The organism is Candidatus Enterococcus huntleyi (assembly GCF_009933175.1).
Taxonomy (GTDB): Bacteria; Bacillota; Bacilli; order Lactobacillales; family Enterococcaceae; genus Enterococcus_K; species Enterococcus_K huntleyi.
Genome location: NZ_MAEJ01000030.1, coordinates 45806 through 67973, shown reverse-complemented (window position 1 = coordinate 67973; position 22168 = coordinate 45806). Strand labels below are relative to the sequence as shown.

The window sequence follows — 22168 nt, the reverse complement described above, 5'->3', positions numbered from 1 at the left end:
AGTACAAAGATACAACCAAAGAGGCGCCTCGTCAGAGCAAGATTCTGACGGGGCGCTTCTTTTTGTACCGTTGAAAGTACTATAACTATTGCAGGTTCGAGAGAACTTTTACTGATGGAAGGAATCCTGGATGCGGCACATAATTTTTAATACAAGAAAAGTGCTAAAAATAAAAAGGCGAATAATCTGCAATCGACAGATCATTCGCCTTTTTGTTTAGTGATAACTATTTTTTATCCCACGTCTATTACGAGTGCGTTTTCTTCTCATACAAGCTATGTTTGTAACCATATCCGAAATAGATGGCTAAGCCCACCACAATTGAGATTAAAAAGACAATCCAAGTGGTTAAATCTAGGCGGAACATCAGAAAGACACAGGTTAAGATAGAAATAATCGGTAACACAGGCACCCAAGGGACTTTGAATTGACCTTTTTCAGGCAGTCCCTTCATTTTTCTTAATTTTAATAAGCCGAGTGAAATGATGATTAGATACATCAAGGCGACAATATTAGTAAATTCAGCGAGTAAATTTAGTGGGAAAATTCCAGCAAAGATTATCGCTACGACTCCTGCCACATAGGTTGCATTCTTGGGTGTCCGCCGTTTTTCATCGAGCTGACTCATGAATTTAGGTAACAGCCCATCCTTACTAATCGCATATAACACACGAGCGAGTGAATACATCATGGAGATAGTCACGGTTAATAAAGTTAAAATCGCTCCAACAGAAATGACTGAGCCGACAAATCCGTGATTAACATAGCGCATCGCAAAGGCCACTGGATCTTTGACGTTTAATTGGTCAAACGGGACAATCCCTGTCAAAATTAAAGTCACCACAATGTAAAGAACAGTCGCGATCACAATCGAGCCAATAATTCCTCTTGGCACATCGCGTTGCGGATCCTTGACCTCTTCGGCGGCCATCGCCACTGAGTCGAAGCCTAGAAATGCGAAGAAAACAATCGCTGCTCCGTCTAGCACACCAGGAACTCCTTTTGGCATAAATGGCTGCCAATTATCTGGCTGAATGAAGAAGGCTCCTACAACAATAAACAATATGATAATGCCAAATTTCACATAAACCATCAAATTATTCAGACGTAACGCTGTTTTAGCTTCCAAAGAAACCCAATAGGTCACTGCGATAAGGACTAAAACAGCAATTAAATCAATGTAAGTCCCCTTCTCCGCATTGTATGCAGCCGTCAAGGCAGTTGGCAAATGAATGCCTGCACTACTCAAGAAGCCTTGTAAATAACCTGACCAGCCTGAAGCCACAGATGAAATGGCCAAAAAACACTCACAAATGAAAAACCAGCCGGTCATCCACGCAACAATCTCACCAAAAACCACATAGATATAGGCGTAAGGTCCACCTAAGGCAGGAATTCGTGAAGCAAATTCAGCAAATGAAAGCCCCGATAGAATGACTACCAGTGCCGCACAAATAAATGAAACAATTAGTGCTGGTCCAGCTGTCTCAGCTGCTGCAACACCTGTCACAACAAAAATCCCTGTCCCAATAATCGCACCAATTCCCAACATGATTAGATCTTTTGCTTTTAACTCTTTTTTCATGCCACTCGGCGCGGTGCGCGCCATCGTCTTTTTTCGGAAAATATCCATATTAGCCTCCGCTTAGTTCTGTGACTTGTTGCTTACTTATATTTTTTAGTCTCAATCTTTAGGCTTGTCTTTACCTTTGTTGTTACCTTTGACTTCGACTTTATTTTTGTCTTTATTTTCGATTTTATTTTGATTTCAAACCTTACCTTTTATTCTTAGCTTTAATCACGCAGTCTTCATATACCCTAAAAGAATACCACCGAGAATTACCAAAAGGCAACCTAAAATTACATATGTCATTTCTTTTTTAGTTTTTGTTTCACCTAAGATAAAAATGCCGCCTAAAGTAGAGATAATGATACCCATTTGAGAGAGCGAGAAGCTAACGGCTAAACCGACTTTTTGTAGCGTTAAGAGCATACAAACATTCCCAGCACCCCACAAAAGACCACTAAGCATATTTTTCCAAACGAAGCGATTAATAGACACTTTTCGAAAAGCAAACAGACTTGCCCCGACTAACATCCCCACACTCTGCGGCAGAATTACAGCAGCTGGATCGATCTGCGCCCAGGTAATTAAGATGGTATACGAGCCATAACCAATCGTAGAAAAAATCAATGCTCGGAATCCTTTACTGAAGTTCAACATCTTTTGGTTAGTTTTCGGTTGACCGTCGTCATCTTGTCGTACAGTCAGGTAGGCACCCATAACCAAAAAAATCAACGCCGTGATCCCAAGGAAATAATCTTTACTTTTTGTCCATTCATGGAAAAATACCGCACCTGCTACCGTATTTAAAATTAACTGCATACCCGTAGATAACGGTAAGCCCACAGAGACGCCTAAATGCTTCATGCCATGAAACTGACCATTTTGACCAACACTCCAAAAAAGACCTGATAAGAATCCTATCAACAGAATCCAACCACTTACAGCCGGCTGTAAAACAAAAACTGTGACGACTGAAAACAAAAAAGCACCCATGGTCATACCTAGTGTTTGCTGATTAGCATCTCCACCGATTTTCCCACTTACAAGTCCAATACTTCCCCATGCAACCATCGGGACTAACGCAATCAATATATCCATCTTGTTCTCCTATCGTTTATGACTTTCATCTATACTATGCTTTACAAACTAACTCATTCAAGGATTGAGTGTAACAATGAAACCGTTCGCGACACAAGAAAAAAACCGTGATTATCACGGTTTTCTCAGATATTTACTTATTCTTTGAGTGTTTTCTAGTGAAGCTTTCGGCGAATACTCATCATTCTCTTACAGGTTCCTCTGTTTCCTTCGAATAAAAAGTTAAAGCTGGGAAGAATAGATTCATCGTCGTCCCCTGATTCTCGACTGATTCAACGGTCAGCTCAATGCCTAATTTTTCTGCTAAATTCTTTGCTAGATACAGTCCCAAGCCTGTCGAATGCTGCTCATTTAGTCGGCCATTTTCGCCGGTAAAGCCTTTGTCAAAAATCCGGCGTATATCTTGTTTGGGAATGCCAATCCCTGTATCTTTTAAGGAAAGCAAAATCCCCGTTCCACGTCGGGTAATCGTAATGGTAATTTCGCCATTTTTTGGCGTGTATTTGATGGCATTGCTGAGAATCTGGCGGAAAATAAAGCCCACCCATTTTCCATCAGTCAGTACGAAAAGATCCTCACCTAAGATCGAATAATGAATATTCTTTTGGATAAAGTAATTAGCCTGACTTCTCATCACGGGTTGAATAATTGCTTTAAGCGAATATTCTCGAATCAAATAATCACGAGAGAAGCTATCTAGACGAGCATAATACAAGACTTGTTCAACATATTCATCGATTTTGGATAATTCATTTTCCAGGAGCGTAAACTTCGAATCATCAATCTCATATTCAATAGAATGAATGAGCAATTGGATTGCAGCTAACGGCACTTTAATTTCATGAACCCACGAATCAATATAGTCTTTTTGATCCTGTTGATTACTAATTGCCGATTGCATAACCCCTTGATGCTCCCGAATTAGCTGATTAATATAATCCTGCACTAGCTGCTCATCTTGCAAATTTGCCCCTTCCAAATAATTTTGTAAGGTAGACGTATCCTCTGTGATAGTCAGCTTGTCCCACCAATTCTTTTTTAAAATGTAATAAGCCGCCATAAAGATAATCAGTAAGACACCTTCAATCACAAACAGATAGCCCAGCGTCGACCAATCCACTGTTAATCCAGGACTAAGCCACATAACCACGCCTGTGAGAGCCACAAAAAAGAGCCAGCCTACCATTAACAGCCATTCGTCTTTTATAAACTTCCAAACAGTCATTTTTGCTCCTTATCTAAGGCACAATATAGCCTTGTCCGACTTTTGTTTCAATGTAGTTTTCCAGCCCAGCTTGTTGAATTTTCTTGCGGAGCCGGTTGATATTCACAGTTAATGTATTATCGTCAACGAAACGCTCATCATCCCATAGCGCACGCAACAGTTTCTCTCTAGTCAAGATTTTACCGTGTTGCTTCATCAATATATACAATAAACGATATTCATTTTTACTCAAATCGATTGTTTCGCCAGCAATCTCCATACTTCCATTGTCGACATTCAACGTGATACCATTATGAGTCATCATCTCATTAGCATTCTCCACATAATTATACGAACGGCGCAATAAAGCATTAATCTTCGCAATCAACACATCTAACTGAAACGGCTTCGTCACAAAATCATCTGCCCCCATATTCATCGCCATAATCATATCCATATTCGTATTACGGCTAGAAATGAAAATAATCGGTACTTTCGACAGTTCGCGAATTTTTTGACACCAATAGTAGCCGTCATAGACCGGTAAATTAATATCCAATAAAATCAATTGAGGTTCTTCTTGCTCAAAATCAGCAACTACCTGATTAAAATCAGTCGTGCCAAAGCTAGTAAATTGCCATTTTTCTAATTCTTCCATCAATAATTGGCGGATAACCGCCTCGTCTTCTACGACCATAATTTTAGCCACTTTCAGACCATCCTCCCTCACGCTGTCATTCTTGAAAACTGATTGAGCCTTTCAAAATACACACTAGCACGTCCCCATTCGGCCATAAAAATAAGCTCAAAACAGAAAATTTGTCTTGAACTTATTATACCTTATTTTTACGATTGTCCAATAATGAATTCAGGAAAATTATACGCTTGTTTTCTTACGATACTGAACGTCAGTATCCACTGTATCCTTGAACAATTGGAAACACCATACGGAGATCAATACAATGATTATAACAATCAAAGTTACTGGGAAGAAGACTTGATTATTGGTTTGTTTCAAGAGAAGCCCTACTACCATCTGGCCAATCGGCATCGCACATTGCGAAGCACCGACAATAATCGCCATAATTTTCCCTAGATTATGCTTCGGTGTAATCCGTTGAATCATACTAATCAGGTAGACTGAGATGATACTCATCAACATCCCAATCGGAATGCCTGTCGCGAAGAAGACAATCCAACTCACTACTTGTCCCACGCCACTGCCGGCAAATAATAAGCCAAGGTTCATCACCATCAATAAGATTCCTGATAATAAGAAGGTCATATAGAGTGTCTTCAAGGAAAGCTTTTTCGAAAAATAACCCGTCATTAATGCCCCGATAATCGTTGACAGACTAATCATCGCCATACCAATTCCGTACATTGAATCGTTGGCATTTAATATCACACGTAGCACAATCGGTATGCCGACAACAAAGAATGAACTTAATGAAAAGTTAATCAGGGCAGCAATTCCTACCGCGTTACGAATCACTCGATTGTTTTTTACATCTAAAAAGCCTTCCTTCAAATCCTTAGTTAATGTTTTAAACGCCCCATTTTCCATTGGCCGTTTTTCAAAGGGAATCTTCAATAAACTTTCAACCGCAGCCGCAAGAACGAAGAAGACCGTTGTGCTAATCACTAACGTTTCAACACCCATCAAGCTATACAGAATCCCACCGATAATTGGCGCAGCCACATTGGAAAGAGCCAGCACACTATTAACTAAGCCATTAACCTTCTCCAAATCTTTGTGCTCCACTAACAGCGGAATACTTGCTGTAACTACTGGCGTATCGAAGCTGCCAACAATCGACAGGACGAAAAGTAAGATTCCAATCAAGACAATCGCCTGATCCATTCCCAGAACAAAATACAAACCAACCGCTAACACGGCATTGGCCACATCCATCATGACCATCAAATTTCGACGATTAAAGCGGTCAGCAATCACTCCACCAATCGGAGCAAATAAGACCGGAATACTAGAAATGGCTAAGATAGTCGCAAAAATATCCGCCCGCCCTGTTTGATCCAACACATAAAGGGATAAGGCAAAACGCAAAATCGCTCCCCCGAATACAGAAATAACTTGACCTAACATCAAAAACAATAGATTTTTTTTCATTTCCTCACCTAACTTTCTAAAACTTAATTTTTTCTTAAGTTAAGAGTACCATGTAAAGTCTAACCGACACACAGCCTTGAGGCCGAACTTCTCTCAGACTAAAGGCGTAGAGATGGGGTAAGGAAAACTTGATAATTTCTACAGCTCTAAGCTAGTTCACCTGATTTAGTAATAAGATCAACATCTTTGTTGAACTACCTATGGACCAAGCTACAAGCTTTTTGATAAAAGGCAGCCCGAATGTGGCCTATGATCTTATCTAGACAAAAACTCTCTGGCCAAATTAGAATTCTTTCTTCAAAACGCCAAAAAAACAGCCATGATTGCTCACAGCTGATTTTTGTCGTTCATTTTGTTTTAAACGATTATTTTCTTAAACAATCACTAATTCAACTTCGATATTGCCTTTTGTTGCTTTTGAATAAGGACAGAACGCATGGGCTTTATCCGTCATCTCTGTAGCTGTATCTTTGTCTAAGCCTTCAAGATGCACTTCTAAGATAACACCAATTGTGTAGCCTCCATCGTCTAAAGTATAAAGAGAAACACGAGCTTTAACTTCTGTTTCTGATTCAACGCCTTCTTCTTTTAAGATATGTTGCAAGGCGCCATTAAAACAAGACGCATAGCCTGCAGCAAACAATTGTTCAGGATTTGTTCCTTCGCTATGGATACCTGGGGCAGTAATCTTCATTTTCATTGTGCCGTTTGGTGCTTGAACTTCCCCTTCACGTCCACCATGGTTAATCATTGCTGTTTCATAAACTTTTTTCACTAAAATCCACTCCTTTTTATTATTCCTTCACTTATTATTGTAGTGGCTTTTCAGACAGAAAACAAAAGATTCGCCTTGTGAATTATTCTAGCAACAAAATACCGTCCTCTAATAACTTCCCGACAAATAACAACACCCCGTCCATCAACATGACCGACATATTGACCCCAAAGTATATGGAGAGTTTCTCTATCACATCGGCTTTGCGTTGATTTTTTAAATAAAGATACACTAAAAAATTGGTCCCATACGTAAAAACAGTCGTTACGACTATGAACTTGACTAACATTCTTTCCACCTCGAGTAATTACACCTTTTTTTCAAACGATTCTTCTCTTCAAAAGTAAGTTCCTCGCCACCACAGCAAGTCCCCAGCAAATAGCCTAACGTTTCCTTCTGCTAATCGCTTCAATCGTTTTTTTTGTTCTATTTTTACCAACACTATTTATCTTTTCAAGTTCAGCTAGCTATGTATTACGGCTGTGACAGAAGTGGTCAGCTTCAAAAAATCAGAAATAATTTTCTGGAATTTCTTCTTATTTCTTGAAGCTACTTCGGTCACACCGTTTATTCGGACAATGGGGCACGACAAGACTTTGCCCCCCACTTCCGTTCTCTATCTTCTATAATGAGCATTTTAGCCAAAAATTGCAAGCGCAAACATGCGTTTTCTAAAATAAAAATGCGTTATGCTTGCTTTTCTTCAATCTCTTGATATTTATTAAAGAATTCAGACAATCGGTCAATCACTTGCTGATTATTTCCCACTTCGTCATTCTCAACTTGTAAGACTAGTAAAGGCTCATGCAAGCTCATTCTTAATAAAAACCAACCGCTACCATAAGGAGCAGAAACTTTGAAACGAATACCTTCCTCATTTTCTGGATCTACCGTAAAACCAGCTTGATCTTTCAAAAATTCTGGTAATTCAGCAATCGCTTTTTCGCCTGTCTGACGATACTCGTCCCCCAATAGATGAAAGCGAATCTCGCGCGTTTCTTTTGGCTGTTTTAATTCTTGAATTAAGCGATCCAATGTTTGGCCATTTTCCTTTAGACTTGGTAGCAACATCAGGATTTTAGCAATCACATACGCGCCATCATCTAAGAAATAATTCTCTTTGAAGGCCGCATGACCACTTGTTTCAATTGCTAACTGACTATCGATTCCTTCTGCATTTAAGGCAATCGATTTATTAATGACATTGCGGTAGCCAGAAATATAACGGACCTGTTTGCCGCCATTTTCTTCGATGAATAATTTTAAATGGTCAGAGGTCGGCGAATTAGTGACAATACTCGTTCCGGGATGCTCCTGTAACGTAATTTTACTCAATACAGCAATCAAATTATTTCGGTTAATTACTTCGCCATTCTTTGAAACAACCGCAGAACGGTCTACGTCCGTATCAAAAATCACGCCTAAATCCGCTTGGTGAGTCAGCACCGCTGACTGAATACTCGCCATCGCTTCTTTATTATCAGGATTAGGAATGTGATTAGGAAAATGACCATCCGGCTCTAAAAATTGCGAGCCTGTAGTATCTGCTCCCAACGCTTTCAAAACTTTTTCAGCAAAAAAGCCCCCTGCACCATTGCCAGCATCGACAATAATCTTAAATCCTGTAAGTGGTTTTTTACTAGTCGTCTTCATTCCTTGACGAATCTTAGCGACAAGATCCGCGGCATACGGCGTAAGAATATCTTTCACCACAACTCCGCGACTATCTCTCTCATTTTCCTTGTCAGCTTGACTGTCCGTATGCGTAAGAATATAGTGAATATCTTCTTTCTCCGCGCCACCTGTCTGACTAAAAATCTTGATTCCATTAAAATAATAAGGAAGGTGGCTGGCCGTCAGCATAATCCCTGCATCGCAGCTAAACTCCTCAAATTGAGTTGCCATAAACATCGCCGGCGTCGTAGCTAAGCCAAAATCGATTACTTCAACCCCTTCGGCCACTAAACTAGCCATTAAGCACTGTTGTAATGACGGTCCGCTTAAGCGGCTATCTCTACCAACACCGACTGTTAGGACCCCTTCAAGCCCTTTACTCCGTAGCCAATTCACTAACCCTTTGCCAATCAATTCGACTTCTTTTTCGGTTAACGTTGCGGCATGTTCAGCCGTTTCAATCGCAATCCCACGTATATCCGAACCATTCTGTAACGCTTTCAACATAAATTCTCCGCCTCCCTCTATTCATTAAAATATACTCTGCTAACTGATTATTTATCAGCTACTTTACGAAGATTATTTTCAAATTATTACATCTAACAAAAGCTAAAACGCTTCATTTCTTCTTGGTAAAGTTCATTATAGCAAACAATCATACGATAAAAAAAGCTTTTTTGGTAAATTTTACTTTATTAGAAGTTTTCTTATCCAACAGTTAGAATACAGAAATCTTGTCTGTTTTTGTGACCTGTGGCAAAATGGGGACAGGTGACTGCTCTTATTTTGAGTAGATTAGTCATGAAAAAAGAACTAGGAGTAAAACAATGAAAAAAATAGCAATCATCGGTGGCGGTATTATCGGTATGACACTCGCCATCTATTTAGATAAACAGAAATGCCACGTCACACTCTTTGATTCAGAAGTCGGACAGGCAACTAAAGCCAGTGCTGGAATTATTTCACCTTGGCTCTCTAAACGTCGCAATAAAAAGTGGTATCGCCTAGCACGTGAAGGCGCCGCTTTCTATGAAAAGTTAGTGACTGATTTTCATTTAGATGAAACAATCTACACTCAATCGGGCACCTTATTGTTGCGTAAAAAGAACGATTTAGCAGACCTCGCTGCGCTAGCAGAATCAAGAAAGTTAGAGGCCCCCGAGATTGGCGAAATTAGTTTGTTATCCGCTGAAGAGACCCAAAAACAGCTCCCACTCTTAAAACAACAACCCTCTTTACGTATTTCTGGCGGCGGCCGGTTAGACGGAGCAGCTTATCTGAACGAATTACGAAAACAAGCGCTTGCTGCCGGCGTTATTTTCCAATCCGCTTCCGTGAGCATAAAAAAAGTCAATGACAGCTGGCTTGTTCAAACAGCCGACGCAAAGAAAAACCTGGGAACCTTTGACTTTCTCGCGTTAACTGCCGGTCCCGGACTCAAAGCCTTACTTAGCCCATTAGGTTATACAATCGATATCCGACCACAAAAAGGCCAACTCTTAAGCTTCAACACAAAGTTTAAAGACAGTCAGAGCTGGCCGGTTGCCATGTTAGATGGCGAAAGTGATTTGATTCCCTTCTACCAAGGAAATATTTTATTAGGAGCTACGCATGAAAATCAAGCGGGTACTGATCTCACACCGACAAAAGAAGCCTACGATCATCTACGTGAAGTCAGTCAACCATTCTTAGCTAGCTCAGAATTATTTGCTGGAGAACCGCCCCAAATTCGTGTTGGCACCCGAGCCTACACATCGGATTTTGCGCCATTTTTTGGCCCATTACCTGAGGATCCCTCACTCGTTGTAGCCAGTGGACTAGGATCATCTGGTTTAACAACCGGACCTTATATCGGTTACCTCTTAGCAGAATATTTCCACACTCAGACCTTTGATCACGTGGATTTACAAAAATCATTAGATACCTATATTAAAAGGTAACTAGTGTCAAAAATAGGAACTAATCATTTAAAAACTCTAGATAACTAAAAAGACTTCGCAATCCTCCGCTTGATGATCGTTAATCAAGGGAGTAGCGAAGTCTCTTATTTCTTTTTTCAGTCTTTAAATTATTTATTTAATCTTCAATTCAGCTAATTGCTCGTCAATCATCGAACGTTCAGCACCTGCTTGCAGTAAAGCCGCTGCCGTATACGCGCTTTCGATGAAGGCTGTATCATATAAGTGGATTTCTTTATCTGTCATCTCCATCGCCATTTCCAAATTCATCTTGGCACTCCCTAAATCGTAGAAAGCCAACACATTGTCCTCAGAAATTCCATCGATGCCCGCAGAAATTCGTTCCATGGATGTACCCACATCGCCATCTTCTAAACCGGCAGCGACTACAACCGTGACGTCTTTCGCTACTTCTGCTAAAAGCCGTTGCAAACCTTTGGCGATTTCTTCAACGTGTGAAACTAATAATATCGCACTACTCATGAGTCAACACCCCCGCTTCTAGTAAGGATTGGAAGAAATAATTCGAAGACATTGCGCCAGGATCAATGTGGCCTTTTGACCGTTCGCCAACATAGGATGCCCGCCCTTTTGTCGCAACTAGATCTTTGGTCTCGTCCGTCAGCGTTGTTAAACGCTCTGACGTTAAGTTCCCTTCTTTGATTGCTTCCACTGCTGGAATCCACAAATCAAGCATCGTTTTTTCGCCAAGAGTTGCCTTCCCACGTTTTTCAATACCGGCAATTCCGGCACGCAAAATCGTTTCAGCATCGTCAGTCTCTTTACTTGCTTTAGCCATCTCTAACATCGCTGTGCCGTAGAGTGGGCCTGAAGCACCGCCGACTTTACTAATCAAGGTCATAGCAATCGTTTTGAATTCATCAAATAGACTACCTTCAATCGTTGCTTCCATCACTGCTGACAAGCCACGAGCCATATTATTTCCATGGTCGCCATCGCCAATTGGGGTATCTAATTCACTCAAATAGTTTTTATTTTCTTGAATCTTGTCATTAAAAAGTTTGATTGCTTCTACTAAATTCTCCGGTGTAAACATCCAAATTCCTCCTTACCAAGCAATTGTGTCGACAGGTGCTTCCAACGCTTCAACGATTGCTTGATCTGTTTGAATCATCGTTAAAGAAAGACCAGCCATATCAATTGAGGTCATATAATTTCCAACTTTACTAAAGGTGATCGTGATTCCTTCACTATCCAACAAAGCTTTGACATCATTATAGAAGACATATTGTTCCATTAATGGTGTTGCGCCCATCCCATTGACAAGCACGCCATAAGTATCGCCTTTTTCCCATTTGAACTCAGCTTTTAATTTGTCGACGATTTCTTTGGCCATCTCTTTTGAAGACCGGATTTTTTCGCGACGATAACCAGGCTCCCCGTGAATGCCGACGCCAAATTCAATTTCGTCCTCTGCTAGTTCGAAGCCAGGTTTACCAACCTCAGGCACAGTTGCTCCTGAGAGTGCCACACCGATCGTTTTAATTTTTGGCACTAACTCTTTGCCAGCCTTTTCTAATTGCTCGACTGTTGCACCATTTCTTGCCCAAGCGCCTAAAATTTTATGCACTAGAATGGTCCCAGCAACGCCACGACGCCCTTGTGTATAGGTACTATCTTCAACTGCGATATCATCATCGACTAACACGAAGCCGACAGGAATATCCTCGATATCAGCCATATCCTGAGCCATCTCAAAGTTCATGACATCGCCAGAGTAGTTTTTGACGATTAGCAAAACACCTTTACCTTCATTTGTTGCTTCAATCGCTGCATAGATTTGGTCTGGTGTTGGGGAAGTAAAAACTTGCCCACAAACAGCAGCACTCAACATCCCATCGCCAACGAAGCCGGCATGCGCAGGTTCATGCCCACTACCACCGCCACTAACTAAAGCGACTTGTTGGGCATTTTCTTTGCGTTTCACCGCAAAAGTCTCCGGAATTTGCTCAATCTTATCAGAATAAGCACTCACTAATCCTGCAACCATTTCCGTCAAGACATCTTGTGGGGCATTAATAATTTTTTTCATACCTTTTTCTCCTTTTCATTTATCTATAAAATAAGGATGCGCTCATTTCATTATTTTAGCAAGTAATACACTTAGTAATGAAATGAGCTACAACCCTTTCCACAAATCAATCATCTATTTGCACATTTGCTGCATTATTCCTCGATGAAAGAAATACTCAACTTTAAACTGGCTCGACATTTTTACTCTCGACAAAACGGTTCTCTTAAATCGGTAAAATCATAAATAAGCCTGCAGCTAAAATACCACCAACCATCGGTCCGACAACCGGCACCCAACTATAGGCCCAATCAGAATCCCCTTTATTTGGAATCGGTAGAAAAGCATGAGCAATCCGTGGACCCAAATCTCGCGCTGGGTTAATCGCATAACCGGTGGTCCCACCAAGAGACAAACCAATCGCCATGATCAGTACGCCGACCGCCAAAGGATTTAGCCCGGCACCAAAATCGCCTGTGCTAAATGAAAGCAAACCGAAAACTAAGACAAACGTGCCAATAATTTCACTGACCAAGTTGGCGCCATAACTACGAATGGCAGGTCCTGTAGCAAAAACACCTAAAATCGTTGCTGAATCTTCGGTTTCTTTCCAATGAGGCATATATTGAATATACACAAGCACCCCACCAATGATCGCACCAATCATTTGACCGGCAATATAAGGGAAGACTAAATCCCAGCCAATATTTCCGGTCATGGCCATCGCCAAAGTCACTGCAGGATTAAGATGCGCCGCCGAAAGATAACCTGATGAATACGCGCCAATCGCCACGGCCGCACCCCAGCCCAAAGTAATCGCAATCCAACCGGCGCCTTCAGCCTTCGTTTTCTTCAAACTCACACCTGCAACGACGCCATCACCTAGTAAAACTAAAATAACTGTCCCGATCATCTCACCAATAAATTGTGTCATTCCTGATGAATCCATTCTCGTTCCTTCTTTCTTACGTTCGTTAGTTTAGTGTAATCCATATTCCTTTAGCATATCTCTGATTCATTTTGTACTTGATTTATTTATCTTCAATTAATTTTCGCGTGGACGATGTTTAAATTGCATAGTGGCTTCGACCGCATCTTGCCAGCCAGCATATAAGTTTTCGCAAACTTCTGGTGTCATCTCAGGTTCATAGCGATTCCCCGTTTGATTCAATGCTTTAATCTCATCCAGATCTTTCCAGAAACCAACTGCCAGTCCAGCCAGATAAGCCACACCTAGAGCCGTCGTCTCCAAATAACCTGCCCGTTCGACTGGTGTTTGCAGAATATCCGCTTGAAATTGCATCAACAATTCATTTTTTGAAGCGCCTCCATCAACGCGCAACAATTTAATTTCTGTTTTAGCATCATTCGCCATCGTTTTGACTACATCACAAGTTTGATACGCTAATGATTCTAAGGTTGCTCGAATGAAATGCTCCTTCGTCGTTCCTCTAGTCAACCCAAAGATTGCGCCACGCGCTTCTTGATCCCAATAAGGGGCACCCAATCCCGTAAAGGCTGGTACCACATAGACATTGTCACTATCCGGAACCTTTTCGGCATAATTTTCTGAGTCAGGCGCATTCGTAAACATCCGCAACCCATCGCGTAACCACTGAATCGCTGAGCCAGCTACAAAAATACTTCCTTCAAGCGCGTAGGTAATCTTGCCGTCAAGACCATAGCCAATCGTCGTCAAAAGCCCATTATCTGACAGAATGGGTTCAGCACCCGTATTCATAATGATAAATGCGCCAGTGCCGTAAGTATTCTTAACCATTCCTTTTTCAAATGCTGTTTGACCAAATAATGCCGCCTGTTGGTCACCAGCCATGCCAGCTATTGGCACCTGTTGTCCGTAAAAATGATAATCTTCTGTATAGCCATAAATTTCTGAATTTGAGCGCACCTCAGGCAACATAATCGCCGGAATATCTAATAAATCGAGAATTTCTTGGTCCCACTCTAAGTCATAAATATTGTACATCATCGTTCGACTAGCATTGGTGTAGTCAGTCACATGCGTTTTGCCGCCTGTCAACTTCCAGACCAGCCATGTATCAATTGTGCCGAATAATAACTCGCCCTTCTCTGCACGTGCTCGGGCACCCTCAACATGATCCAGTATCCATTTCACTTTTGTTGCTGAAAAATAAGAATCGATAATCAGTCCTGTTTTCTTTTGGATCATTTCTTTGTGTCCCGCATTTTTTAGTTCATCTGCGATTTCATTGGTCTGCTTCGATTGCCAGACAATCGCATGATAGATTGGCAAGCCTGTTTCTTTGTCCCAAACAACGGTTGTTTCTCGTTGATTTGTAATACCAATTGCTGAAATTTGATGAGGTCGTAAGCTACCTTCGATTAGCGCGCCGGCAATCACCGATTGAACAGAATTCCAAATTTCATTGGCATCATGCTCGACCCATCCTGCTTTAGGGAAATGTTGTGTGAACTCTTTTTGCGATGTGGCCACTTCTTTGCCACCCTTATCAAATACAATCGCTCGTGAGCTGGTCGTTCCTTGGTCAATTGACAAAATATATTGTTCAACCATTTCTTTTATCCCACTCCTTTTCTTAGCTACATTTTTCAATCAATTTTTGCTAGAACAAATTATTTCTTCATCACTCATTACAAATAGTGGATGAACGCAGGCCTCCTCTCTATCCCATTTTAACACCTCTCAGAAAAACGACAAATAAAACGGTTTCTTAATTAAACAACCCTTTATTTATGTATAAAAAGGCAAAAAAAAAGACCGCCGAAGCGATCTAAATAGTTATTTCTTAGTACCAGCCATTTGATAACCAAAAGGCTTGGGCATTTTCCCATGAACCATAACGTTGAGTCACATAATTGTCAGCCACACGTTCTTGGTTTTCAGCTGAATAATCACCATTTAAATACGATGAGTCTAATTGGTAACGACCAATATATCGACCATTTGTTGCTGAATAAGAACCACCAGATTCTTTTTGAGCAATCCACTCTTTAGCAGAAGATGAGCTAGCCGGTGCTGCTTGTTCAACTGGCGCTGCTTCTGTATAAGTTTCTTGTGCGGGATCAGCTTCTACGTAAGTTTCTTCAGCAGGCGCTGTTGCTTCAAGAACTTCTCCATTATCTGTAGGAATGATTAATTCTTGTCCTGTAATGATTAAGTTAAGATTTGAGATTTGATTTTTTTCTGCGATTGAATGAATAAAATTGCTATCGTCAGAATATTTAGCGGAGATTGTTGATAATGTATCTCCTGATTGAACTGTATATGAAGTATCTGCAAACGCGTCTGTTGTGCCTAAAAGTACGGTTGCTCCCGCTGCTAATGTTGCTCCTAGTAAAAGTGTTTTAAGTGATTTCATGTAAACATTCTCCTTTTCTTTGTCGCTTGTGTCGCTTAACGACAGGTATCACTTTAACATCAGGAAATATTTCATAGGTGATAAAATTGTGACATTTGATTGCAAAACGGTGATTATTTTATCTTTTGTAACATTGCAGCAAAGAACGCTGTTAAATCAACGTTTATTCACCCTGTTTTTTTCTTAATTTCAAAAAACAATTTGATAAAATGATTTTATTAACACAAATATCGCGATTTTTGGTCAATATATGTTGAATTTTACAGAATAATTTCAACAAAACAACGCAATTTTTGTCTTGTTTTTCTAAAATACAATTAAATATTTATGAGAATTCGTGGAAAAACACCAGCTATATCAACGCCTCTAAGGATAACGATTGTTCTATTTTTATGTAAAAAAACTTAATTTTTCTATTTAAACAAAAAAAAAGCGAGACATTATTGTCTCACTTTTCCAGCAATTTTTATCACTCTTCTGTTAGTTTACGATTAAGCTTCTACAGATTGTTTCTTTTGGTAGCTGCCTAAGATCATTCTTGAGATAGGGCCAACAATTAATAATTGTAATGGAAGAGCTGCGATAAAGTTAAAACCAACCGCTTCAAGATACAAGCTACCCATATTTTCTTGAATGCCACCTTCGAATACAACTCCGAAAAGAGACATACATAATACCATTCCTGTTACCATAAGTGTTGAGATAGTTAGAATCATGTAGATCATTTTATCTCGCTTAATTGGTAATTTGAACGCAATTCCTTTAGCAATTTTTCCAACAATAAATGTATCCAAGATAAATGCAACAATAATTCCAGGGATTAATCCGCCGAATAAACTGCCCCATGAAAATGAATTGTGTAGCAATAAGTTATAAGCACTCATTCCAAACACCATCATGAAACACATAATTGATGTAAATAATAAACTTTCTTTTTTTGATTTTGGCACGTTGTTTCCTCCTTTTTTTGCGACATCTAAAATCGTATCATAAAAAGAAACTCCGCGTAAGCATTTTTTCAGATATTTCCAATATTTTTTTCAATAATACACATTGAGGCACAAAACTTATTTTGTATTAGTGATTTTCTGACTACACAAATAATCGCTATTACTATAGAAGGAAAATTTCAAAACCTTAAGAAAATATAATATTAATCTAGCTCAACGACTTCAACAAAACGCGATAGAACGCTAATAAAGCTTGTTTATAACTTATTAACCGATGGATTCCATTTCGCTATTCTTCCAATCTTTCTTGATCGTCTATAAATAGTTGTATCAAATCAATTAGTACGTTCAGATTTCTATTTTATAGCACAAAAAAACAACCCTTCGAAAAGGGCTGTCAGAATAAGTCGTTATTAGCTTTTTTGGATGTTAGTTGCTTGTAAGCCACGTTGGCCTTCTTCAACATCAAAAGTCACTGCTTGACCTTCGTCTAAAGTTTTGAATCCGTCACCTTGGATAGCTGAGAAGTGAGCGAATACGTCAGTTCCGTCTTCTTGAGTAATAAAACCGAAACCTTTGTCTGCGTTAAACCATTTCACTGTACCTGTATTCATAATGTGTTCCTCCATTTGTGCATATGCACGAATTATTTGCAATACTTTTGCGTCTAAAGAAAGAGGAACTGAATCATTCGTACGAATGAATTAGCCTATTTATTTATTCAACAACCATACTACATTTATTAGTATACCATGGCTATTTTCAAATGTAAAGGAAAACTATTACTTACTTAATAATAAAAGAGCTTTTTCGATTTCTTCTCGAACTTCGGCTTCTTTCTCTTCCTCTAACCAGCTAACTAAACGTGGTTGCCAGATATCTGGCTCGCGTTTGCCTAACTTTCCAATCGCCCAAGCAGCCGTCCCTCTGATCACTGGACGAACATCATGCGCCGCTTGCCAGATTTCTGGTAGTGCACTTCGATCGCCAAGGTTTGCAAGAGCAATCAGAGCGTTTCGTTGTAAAGGTTTCTTCCCTCGCCAAGAACCAGCTAAGTGTCCGAAGGTTTCTTTGAATTCTTTATTAGATAGAGAAAGTAACGGTTTTAATTTGGGATAAACAATTTCCACTTCAGGCTCCATCTCTTTATGAAAATGAAAATCTTTCCCTTTATTATAAGGACAAACTAGCTGGCAAATATCACAACCATAGATGACATTATGCATTTTTTTGCGATATTCCTCAGGCATCATGCCCTTCGTCTGTGTTTGATAAGACAAACAACGTTGCGCATTCATCCGACCATCGCCTAATAAAGCAGAAGTCGGGCATGCAGTTACACAGCGCATGCAATCGCCACAGCCAAATGGAACCGGCTCATCTGGTGTAAATTGTATATTGGTAACAATCTCTCCCAAATAAACAAATGAACCAAATTCTTCTGTGATAAGCAGGCCATTCCGACCAATAAAGCCTAATCCAGCACGTTGTGCGGCAGCCACATCAATTAGTTCTCCTGTATCAACCTGTGGAGCGAACCGCCATTCCTCACTCTCTTGTTGACTGGTCGCCTCCATCTGAATAAATTCGATCAACTTCGCCAGACGTTCCCGTAAAATATCATGATAATCGATTCCCCATGAGGCTCTAGCAAATTGCCCCCTCTTTTCATCTCGAGGGACTTTCTCATGAACCTTCGTCGGATAAGCTAAAGCAATCGAAATGATTGTTTGCGGATTTTCAAAAGTCCGTTCCAAATATATCCGTTCCTCAATCACCGGATGCTCGAATCCTGAAGTATGCCCTTTAGCTTTTTGCTCGCGCAATGATTCTTCCAAATGATCAAAGGGTTCTGCTGAGGCAAAGCCAATTTTATCTATCCCCAACAACTTACTTTGGGCAATAATTTTCTCTTTCAAATTCATAAATAAACGACTTCCTTCTATAGTAAGTGTAAACTAGATTTTTCTAGATAGCTCGATGAACTAAATTACTTTACCTGTCTCTTTGCTAAAATGTAAGCAACAGGGATATGCAGCAACAAATAGAATCCAATATTTCCAATACCATGCATCAAGTCGAAAGGAACACCTGAAAAGTAATACGGCCAAAAAGCTTGAACGCCCCAAAATGGCGCCAGCATAGCAGAAATCAACAGGCCATATAATAAGCCACTGCAGCCACAAATTATCAGCATCGGTAGTAATTTATCTTTTAGCGGTATTGCCTTATTAATCACCGACAAAAGGAGGCAAAGAAGACAAAAAGTCGCTATTTGTGCAATCGTCCAGATCCCCATCCCTAGATACAAATTGGTGATTAGGATAGACAAACTGCCAACAGTCATCGCCGCTATCAGGCCCATATGAAGTGTAATCAAAAATAAAATAGCGGTCACAGGCTGCACATTAGGAATAGGTTGGGTTAACAGACGGCCGACAACACAGAATGCTGTCAATAAAGCCAGCTGTGCTACTCGTCGCGTGGACCAGTTCTTTTGCATAAGTGTTCTTTCCTTCTTCCGCTTTTTTTGGTAGAGTAGTAGTATTCGTTTTTATTATACACTATGGAATAGGAGCTTTTTATATGAAAAAGATAATTTTGGGTTTATTAGTAATTTTTTCTACGACAACTTTGGCCGGCTGCACAACAAATTCGACACAAACAACCGCTAGCTCAACAAAAGAAACCACTGCTATCAGCAGTAGTCAGGAAAAGCAGGTCACCGTCAATGTTATCTTAACCGTTGCTGGTGAAGAAAAGAAATCAGAAACACTAACAGCTAACGAAGGGGCAAATTTATTAGATACCTTAAAATCTAACTTTACTATAGAAGAAACTGACGGTTTTATTACCTCAATCGATGGCGACGCGCAAGACGAAGCCGCTGGAAAATACTGGCTCTTCACGATTAATGACGAAATGAGCCAAGTGGGTGCAGCCGAAGTGATCCTAAAAGAAGGCGACACCATTCACTTCACCCTAGATAAAATTTAAAACACCCTAAATAAACGCCCGTTCAGCACATAGAATAATCGCTGAACGGGCGTTTCATTTATTTAATTTCACAGCTCTACGTAATTATCTGCCCACATTAACGGACATATAACCCGTATTGAAGTCCTCTTTTTGGGTGATTAATCTTCACAAACTGAAGATTTTTCTCTCTCGCTAGCCCCTTCGCCAGCAAATGTAGCGCTTCTCGATACGTCGTCCAATAATCAGCTGACGCCCCTTTTTTCTCCTCAGATAGCGCATCAAAAAAATTAAAAGAAACTAATTTAGCGTTGATGACTTTATAAAAAATATCCGCTTGAATATCTGACATCGTCGTAAAATCTAAGTAATGATAAGGATTGTCCTTAGTGATTTCACGCTGCTGTTCGTAGGTGATTGTCTCAATACGATCCGGTCGCGCATGCTTCGCCAACTGATTATGCAAAATTGTAACGAAAGGATTATTTGCGACAAATTGACTTTGATAAATAGTTTCACGTAACGATTGAAGAGCTTGAGACATGCTAGTATCTCCTAAAACATGCGGCCACAATCGATTATGATAGGTTTCCCCTTGCTTAGCAACGGCTCCAGAAATAAATCCTGCGGCTGAAACACAGATAAAGTAGTCAATAGAAGCCTGTTCGCTCAGGCGATTGTGATTCCCCCAGCTCCAGTAACTAGTAACCTCCACACCATTTACCGTTACCTTTTGCTCATAGTAAACAGTCTCCGAAAGCTCATTCAATCTGCCATACTCTTGTTGCGCCTGCTTAAACAATTCATTTGTTTCTTCAATCAATTTATTGATTCTAGGCTTATCCTGTCGCTTGATTGCTGCTTTGCTGTATGTATCTGAAACCGCGTCAACTAAGGTCCGATAATAAGCGTATTGCTTATCCATATGACTCCTCCTTACTATCTAGCAATAGAAAATTCCTCTTTCAGTATAGCAAACTTTTGGTAAATGTACGAATTTTCGACAAATAAAAAGCACATATGTTATTAAAAAATGCTGTATCTAACGTTGGCGTGACGGGAGAAAACCGTTAATAAGTTGGCTTTCTTCATAACATAAATCGATAAGTTCCCTTTTTTGCTCAAAGAAATTAATTACACCAGAGCTGAATTAATTTTAATCTAAAAAAGAGAAGTGACAAATTTCTCGTCACTTCTCTTTCAGTTCATCGTATTTTATTAAATTAATTATTTAACTAAATCGCGAATTTTCTGTGCTTGTTCATCAGTCAATAAACTTCCTACCGCATCCAAATATTCTTCAATAATCTCTGCAGTTAGCGAATCTTTGTTAGCCGCAAGCTCATCGTAAATTTCGTTGAATTCTTCGTCTGTTAACTCGTAATCTTCTAAAGCATCCGCGTCTAAGTCAGCATCTTCCCCATCAACAGAAGTGGCTGAACCCATTGCCTCTTCCATCAATTGAGAAACTTCCTCTTCTGAAATAACATCTAATTTGTTCGGTTCAGTAATTTTATCTTTCGATTTCTTAGGCGTGACATTAATTGTCAACTTGATTTCAGTGCCTTCAGCACCAGCATCCATCTTCATCGTCATTTTATCCGTCTTTGTATCAACTGTTAATTTAGAATCAAATTTATCCACGTTTTCGATTGGATCAATACTATCTTCTACATATTTTTTAAGCGTTTTTGAGCCGTTTTCTTTCACATATTTCGCAAAGTCTAAGAATTCTTCTTTGGTAAATGTGTGAGAGATTTTATCGCCGTCTTTTTTGAAATCATCATCAGTCATTTTTGTATCGACATACTTTTTAAGCAAGTCGTTCAATTTACCATCCTGTAATTCTTTCAATAATTCGCTATCTGCAGTCACGTCAGCTTCTTGGTCTAAGCCAGATTCTTCAAGCATATCCTCAGAGATTGGAATATATTTAGTTTTAAGCTCAGCAGTTTTCGCTTCATCTACTGTAACTGGTAGGCCAAATGATGAGACTAACCCAATAATTCCAGTATATGTTTCTCCTGAAAGATAGGTTTTTTCATCTAACTGAATAACTTTCACAGGAATTTTTTGCCCGAATAATTCAGCATTCAATGTGACTTCAGTATTCTTACCGTCTTTCTCAGTCAATGTGCTTCCTGAGAATTTCATGTCTTTCAGTTGCGCCGCAATCATTGCAACCTGCGCGCTTCCTTCTTCATCTGAGTCACTCTTAATGTCATCGATTGAAAAATCAAAGTCAGCAGCATTGTACTCTTTTGATGATTGACTTTCTAGCGTCGAAATAAATTCTTCTTTCGTCGATTTTCCTTGACACCCGGCCAATAGAAATAGACTCGCTATTGCCCCAACAAATAATGTTCTTTTCTTCATTTCTTCATCCCTTTCCCACGTTTTTTAAACGCTTAGTAAAATTATAATATACTTGGTTGATAAAG

The 22168-nt window shown here is 39.8% G+C and carries 22 protein-coding genes; 2 read left to right on the top strand and 20 right to left on the bottom strand.

Annotated features, from left to right (window positions below; translation table 11 throughout):
• Positions 1-247 precede the first annotated feature (247 nt).
• From BAU15_RS12880 to BAU15_RS12845, 8 genes are all read right to left on the bottom strand, one after another.
• The gene (locus tag BAU15_RS12880; protein WP_161843146.1) at positions 248-1633 is read right to left on the bottom strand and encodes an amino acid permease; all 1386 of its coding nucleotides are present in this window, start codon (positions 1631-1633) and stop codon (positions 248-250) included.
• A gap of 165 nt (positions 1634-1798) precedes the next feature.
• Positions 1799-2665 (bottom strand): GRP family sugar transporter, encoded by an 867-nt coding sequence (locus BAU15_RS12875; RefSeq protein WP_161843145.1) that lies wholly within the window; start codon positions 2663-2665, stop codon positions 1799-1801.
• Positions 2666-2846: 181 nt separating this feature from the next.
• Entirely contained in the window at positions 2847-3890 is a 1044-nt protein-coding gene (sapS, locus tag BAU15_RS12870; protein WP_161843144.1) for a two-component system sensor histidine kinase SapS, read from the bottom strand.
• A gap of 13 nt (positions 3891-3903) precedes the next feature.
• The gene (sapR, locus tag BAU15_RS12865) at positions 3904-4578 is read right to left on the bottom strand and encodes a two-component system response regulator SapR (protein WP_161843143.1); all 675 of its coding nucleotides are present in this window, start codon (positions 4576-4578) and stop codon (positions 3904-3906) included.
• A gap of 168 nt (positions 4579-4746) precedes the next feature.
• Positions 4747-6000, bottom strand: coding sequence for an MFS transporter (locus BAU15_RS12860; RefSeq protein WP_161843142.1), 1254 nt, complete (start codon positions 5998-6000; stop codon positions 4747-4749).
• Positions 6001-6373: 373 nt separating this feature from the next.
• Positions 6374-6775: an organic hydroperoxide resistance protein gene (locus BAU15_RS12855; protein WP_161843141.1), complete on the bottom strand. Its 402-nt coding sequence runs from the start codon at positions 6773-6775 to the stop codon at positions 6374-6376.
• Positions 6776-6857: 82 nt separating this feature from the next.
• Positions 6858-7064, bottom strand: a complete 207-nt coding sequence (locus tag BAU15_RS12850; protein WP_161843140.1) for a hypothetical protein — start codon at positions 7062-7064, stop codon at positions 6858-6860.
• A 398-nt stretch (positions 7065-7462) separates the two neighbouring features.
• Positions 7463-8956 carry a phosphohexomutase domain-containing protein gene (locus BAU15_RS12845; RefSeq protein WP_161843139.1) on the bottom strand — a complete coding sequence of 498 codons (1494 nt, stop codon included), beginning with the start codon at positions 8954-8956 and terminating at the stop codon, positions 7463-7465.
• A gap of 320 nt (positions 8957-9276) precedes the next feature.
• On the opposite strand from BAU15_RS12845, the gene BAU15_RS12840 reads away from it, so the two are divergent.
• Positions 9277-10389: an NAD(P)/FAD-dependent oxidoreductase gene (locus BAU15_RS12840; RefSeq protein WP_161843138.1), complete on the top strand. Its 1113-nt coding sequence runs from the start codon at positions 9277-9279 to the stop codon at positions 10387-10389.
• A 132-nt stretch (positions 10390-10521) separates the two neighbouring features.
• On the opposite strand, the gene dhaM is transcribed toward BAU15_RS12840, so the two are convergent.
• From dhaM to BAU15_RS12790, 10 genes are all read right to left on the bottom strand, one after another.
• Entirely contained in the window at positions 10522-10890 is a 369-nt protein-coding gene (dhaM, locus tag BAU15_RS12835; RefSeq protein WP_161843137.1) for a dihydroxyacetone kinase phosphoryl donor subunit DhaM, read from the bottom strand.
• Entirely contained in the window at positions 10883-11464 is a 582-nt protein-coding gene (gene dhaL / locus BAU15_RS12830) for a dihydroxyacetone kinase subunit DhaL (RefSeq protein WP_161843136.1), read from the bottom strand. The genes dhaM and dhaL overlap by 8 nt, the downstream gene beginning before the upstream one ends.
• 12 nt (positions 11465-11476) lie before the next feature.
• Complete coding sequence (dhaK, locus tag BAU15_RS12825; RefSeq protein WP_161843135.1) at positions 11477-12460, bottom strand: dihydroxyacetone kinase subunit DhaK; 984 nt, start codon at positions 12458-12460, stop codon at positions 11477-11479.
• A 205-nt stretch (positions 12461-12665) separates the two neighbouring features.
• Positions 12666-13388: an MIP/aquaporin family protein gene (locus tag BAU15_RS12820; RefSeq protein ID WP_161843134.1), complete on the bottom strand. Its 723-nt coding sequence runs from the start codon at positions 13386-13388 to the stop codon at positions 12666-12668.
• A 96-nt stretch (positions 13389-13484) separates the two neighbouring features.
• Positions 13485-14996, bottom strand: a complete 1512-nt coding sequence (glpK, locus tag BAU15_RS12815) for a glycerol kinase GlpK (RefSeq protein WP_161843133.1) — start codon at positions 14994-14996, stop codon at positions 13485-13487.
• 232 nt (positions 14997-15228) lie between these two features.
• The gene (gene apf / locus BAU15_RS12810) at positions 15229-15801 is read right to left on the bottom strand and encodes an aggregation-promoting factor (protein WP_161843132.1); all 573 of its coding nucleotides are present in this window, start codon (positions 15799-15801) and stop codon (positions 15229-15231) included.
• Between the two features lie 491 nt (positions 15802-16292).
• Positions 16293-16751, bottom strand: coding sequence for a DUF2798 domain-containing protein (locus tag BAU15_RS12805; protein ID WP_161843131.1), 459 nt, complete (start codon positions 16749-16751; stop codon positions 16293-16295).
• A gap of 413 nt (positions 16752-17164) precedes the next feature.
• Positions 17165-17365 (bottom strand): cold-shock protein, encoded by a 201-nt coding sequence (locus tag BAU15_RS12800; protein ID WP_161843130.1) that lies wholly within the window; start codon positions 17363-17365, stop codon positions 17165-17167.
• Between the two features lie 168 nt (positions 17366-17533).
• Entirely contained in the window at positions 17534-18676 is a 1143-nt protein-coding gene (queG, locus tag BAU15_RS12795; protein ID WP_161843129.1) for a tRNA epoxyqueuosine(34) reductase QueG, read from the bottom strand.
• Between the two features lie 65 nt (positions 18677-18741).
• Positions 18742-19254, bottom strand: a complete 513-nt coding sequence (locus tag BAU15_RS12790) for an ECF transporter S component (RefSeq protein ID WP_161843128.1) — start codon at positions 19252-19254, stop codon at positions 18742-18744.
• 83 nt (positions 19255-19337) lie between these two features.
• Between BAU15_RS12790 and BAU15_RS12785 the strand changes: the two genes are divergently transcribed.
• Positions 19338-19748, top strand: coding sequence for a DUF4430 domain-containing protein (locus BAU15_RS12785; protein WP_161843127.1), 411 nt, complete (start codon positions 19338-19340; stop codon positions 19746-19748).
• A gap of 97 nt (positions 19749-19845) precedes the next feature.
• Here BAU15_RS12785 and BAU15_RS12780 read toward each other — a convergent pair whose 3' ends face one another.
• Positions 19846-20652 (bottom strand): hypothetical protein, encoded by an 807-nt coding sequence (locus tag BAU15_RS12780; RefSeq protein WP_161843126.1) that lies wholly within the window; start codon positions 20650-20652, stop codon positions 19846-19848.
• A 302-nt stretch (positions 20653-20954) separates the two neighbouring features.
• Complete coding sequence (locus BAU15_RS12775; RefSeq protein WP_161843125.1) at positions 20955-22103, bottom strand: hypothetical protein; 1149 nt, start codon at positions 22101-22103, stop codon at positions 20955-20957.
• Positions 22104-22168: the final 65 nt, after the last annotated feature.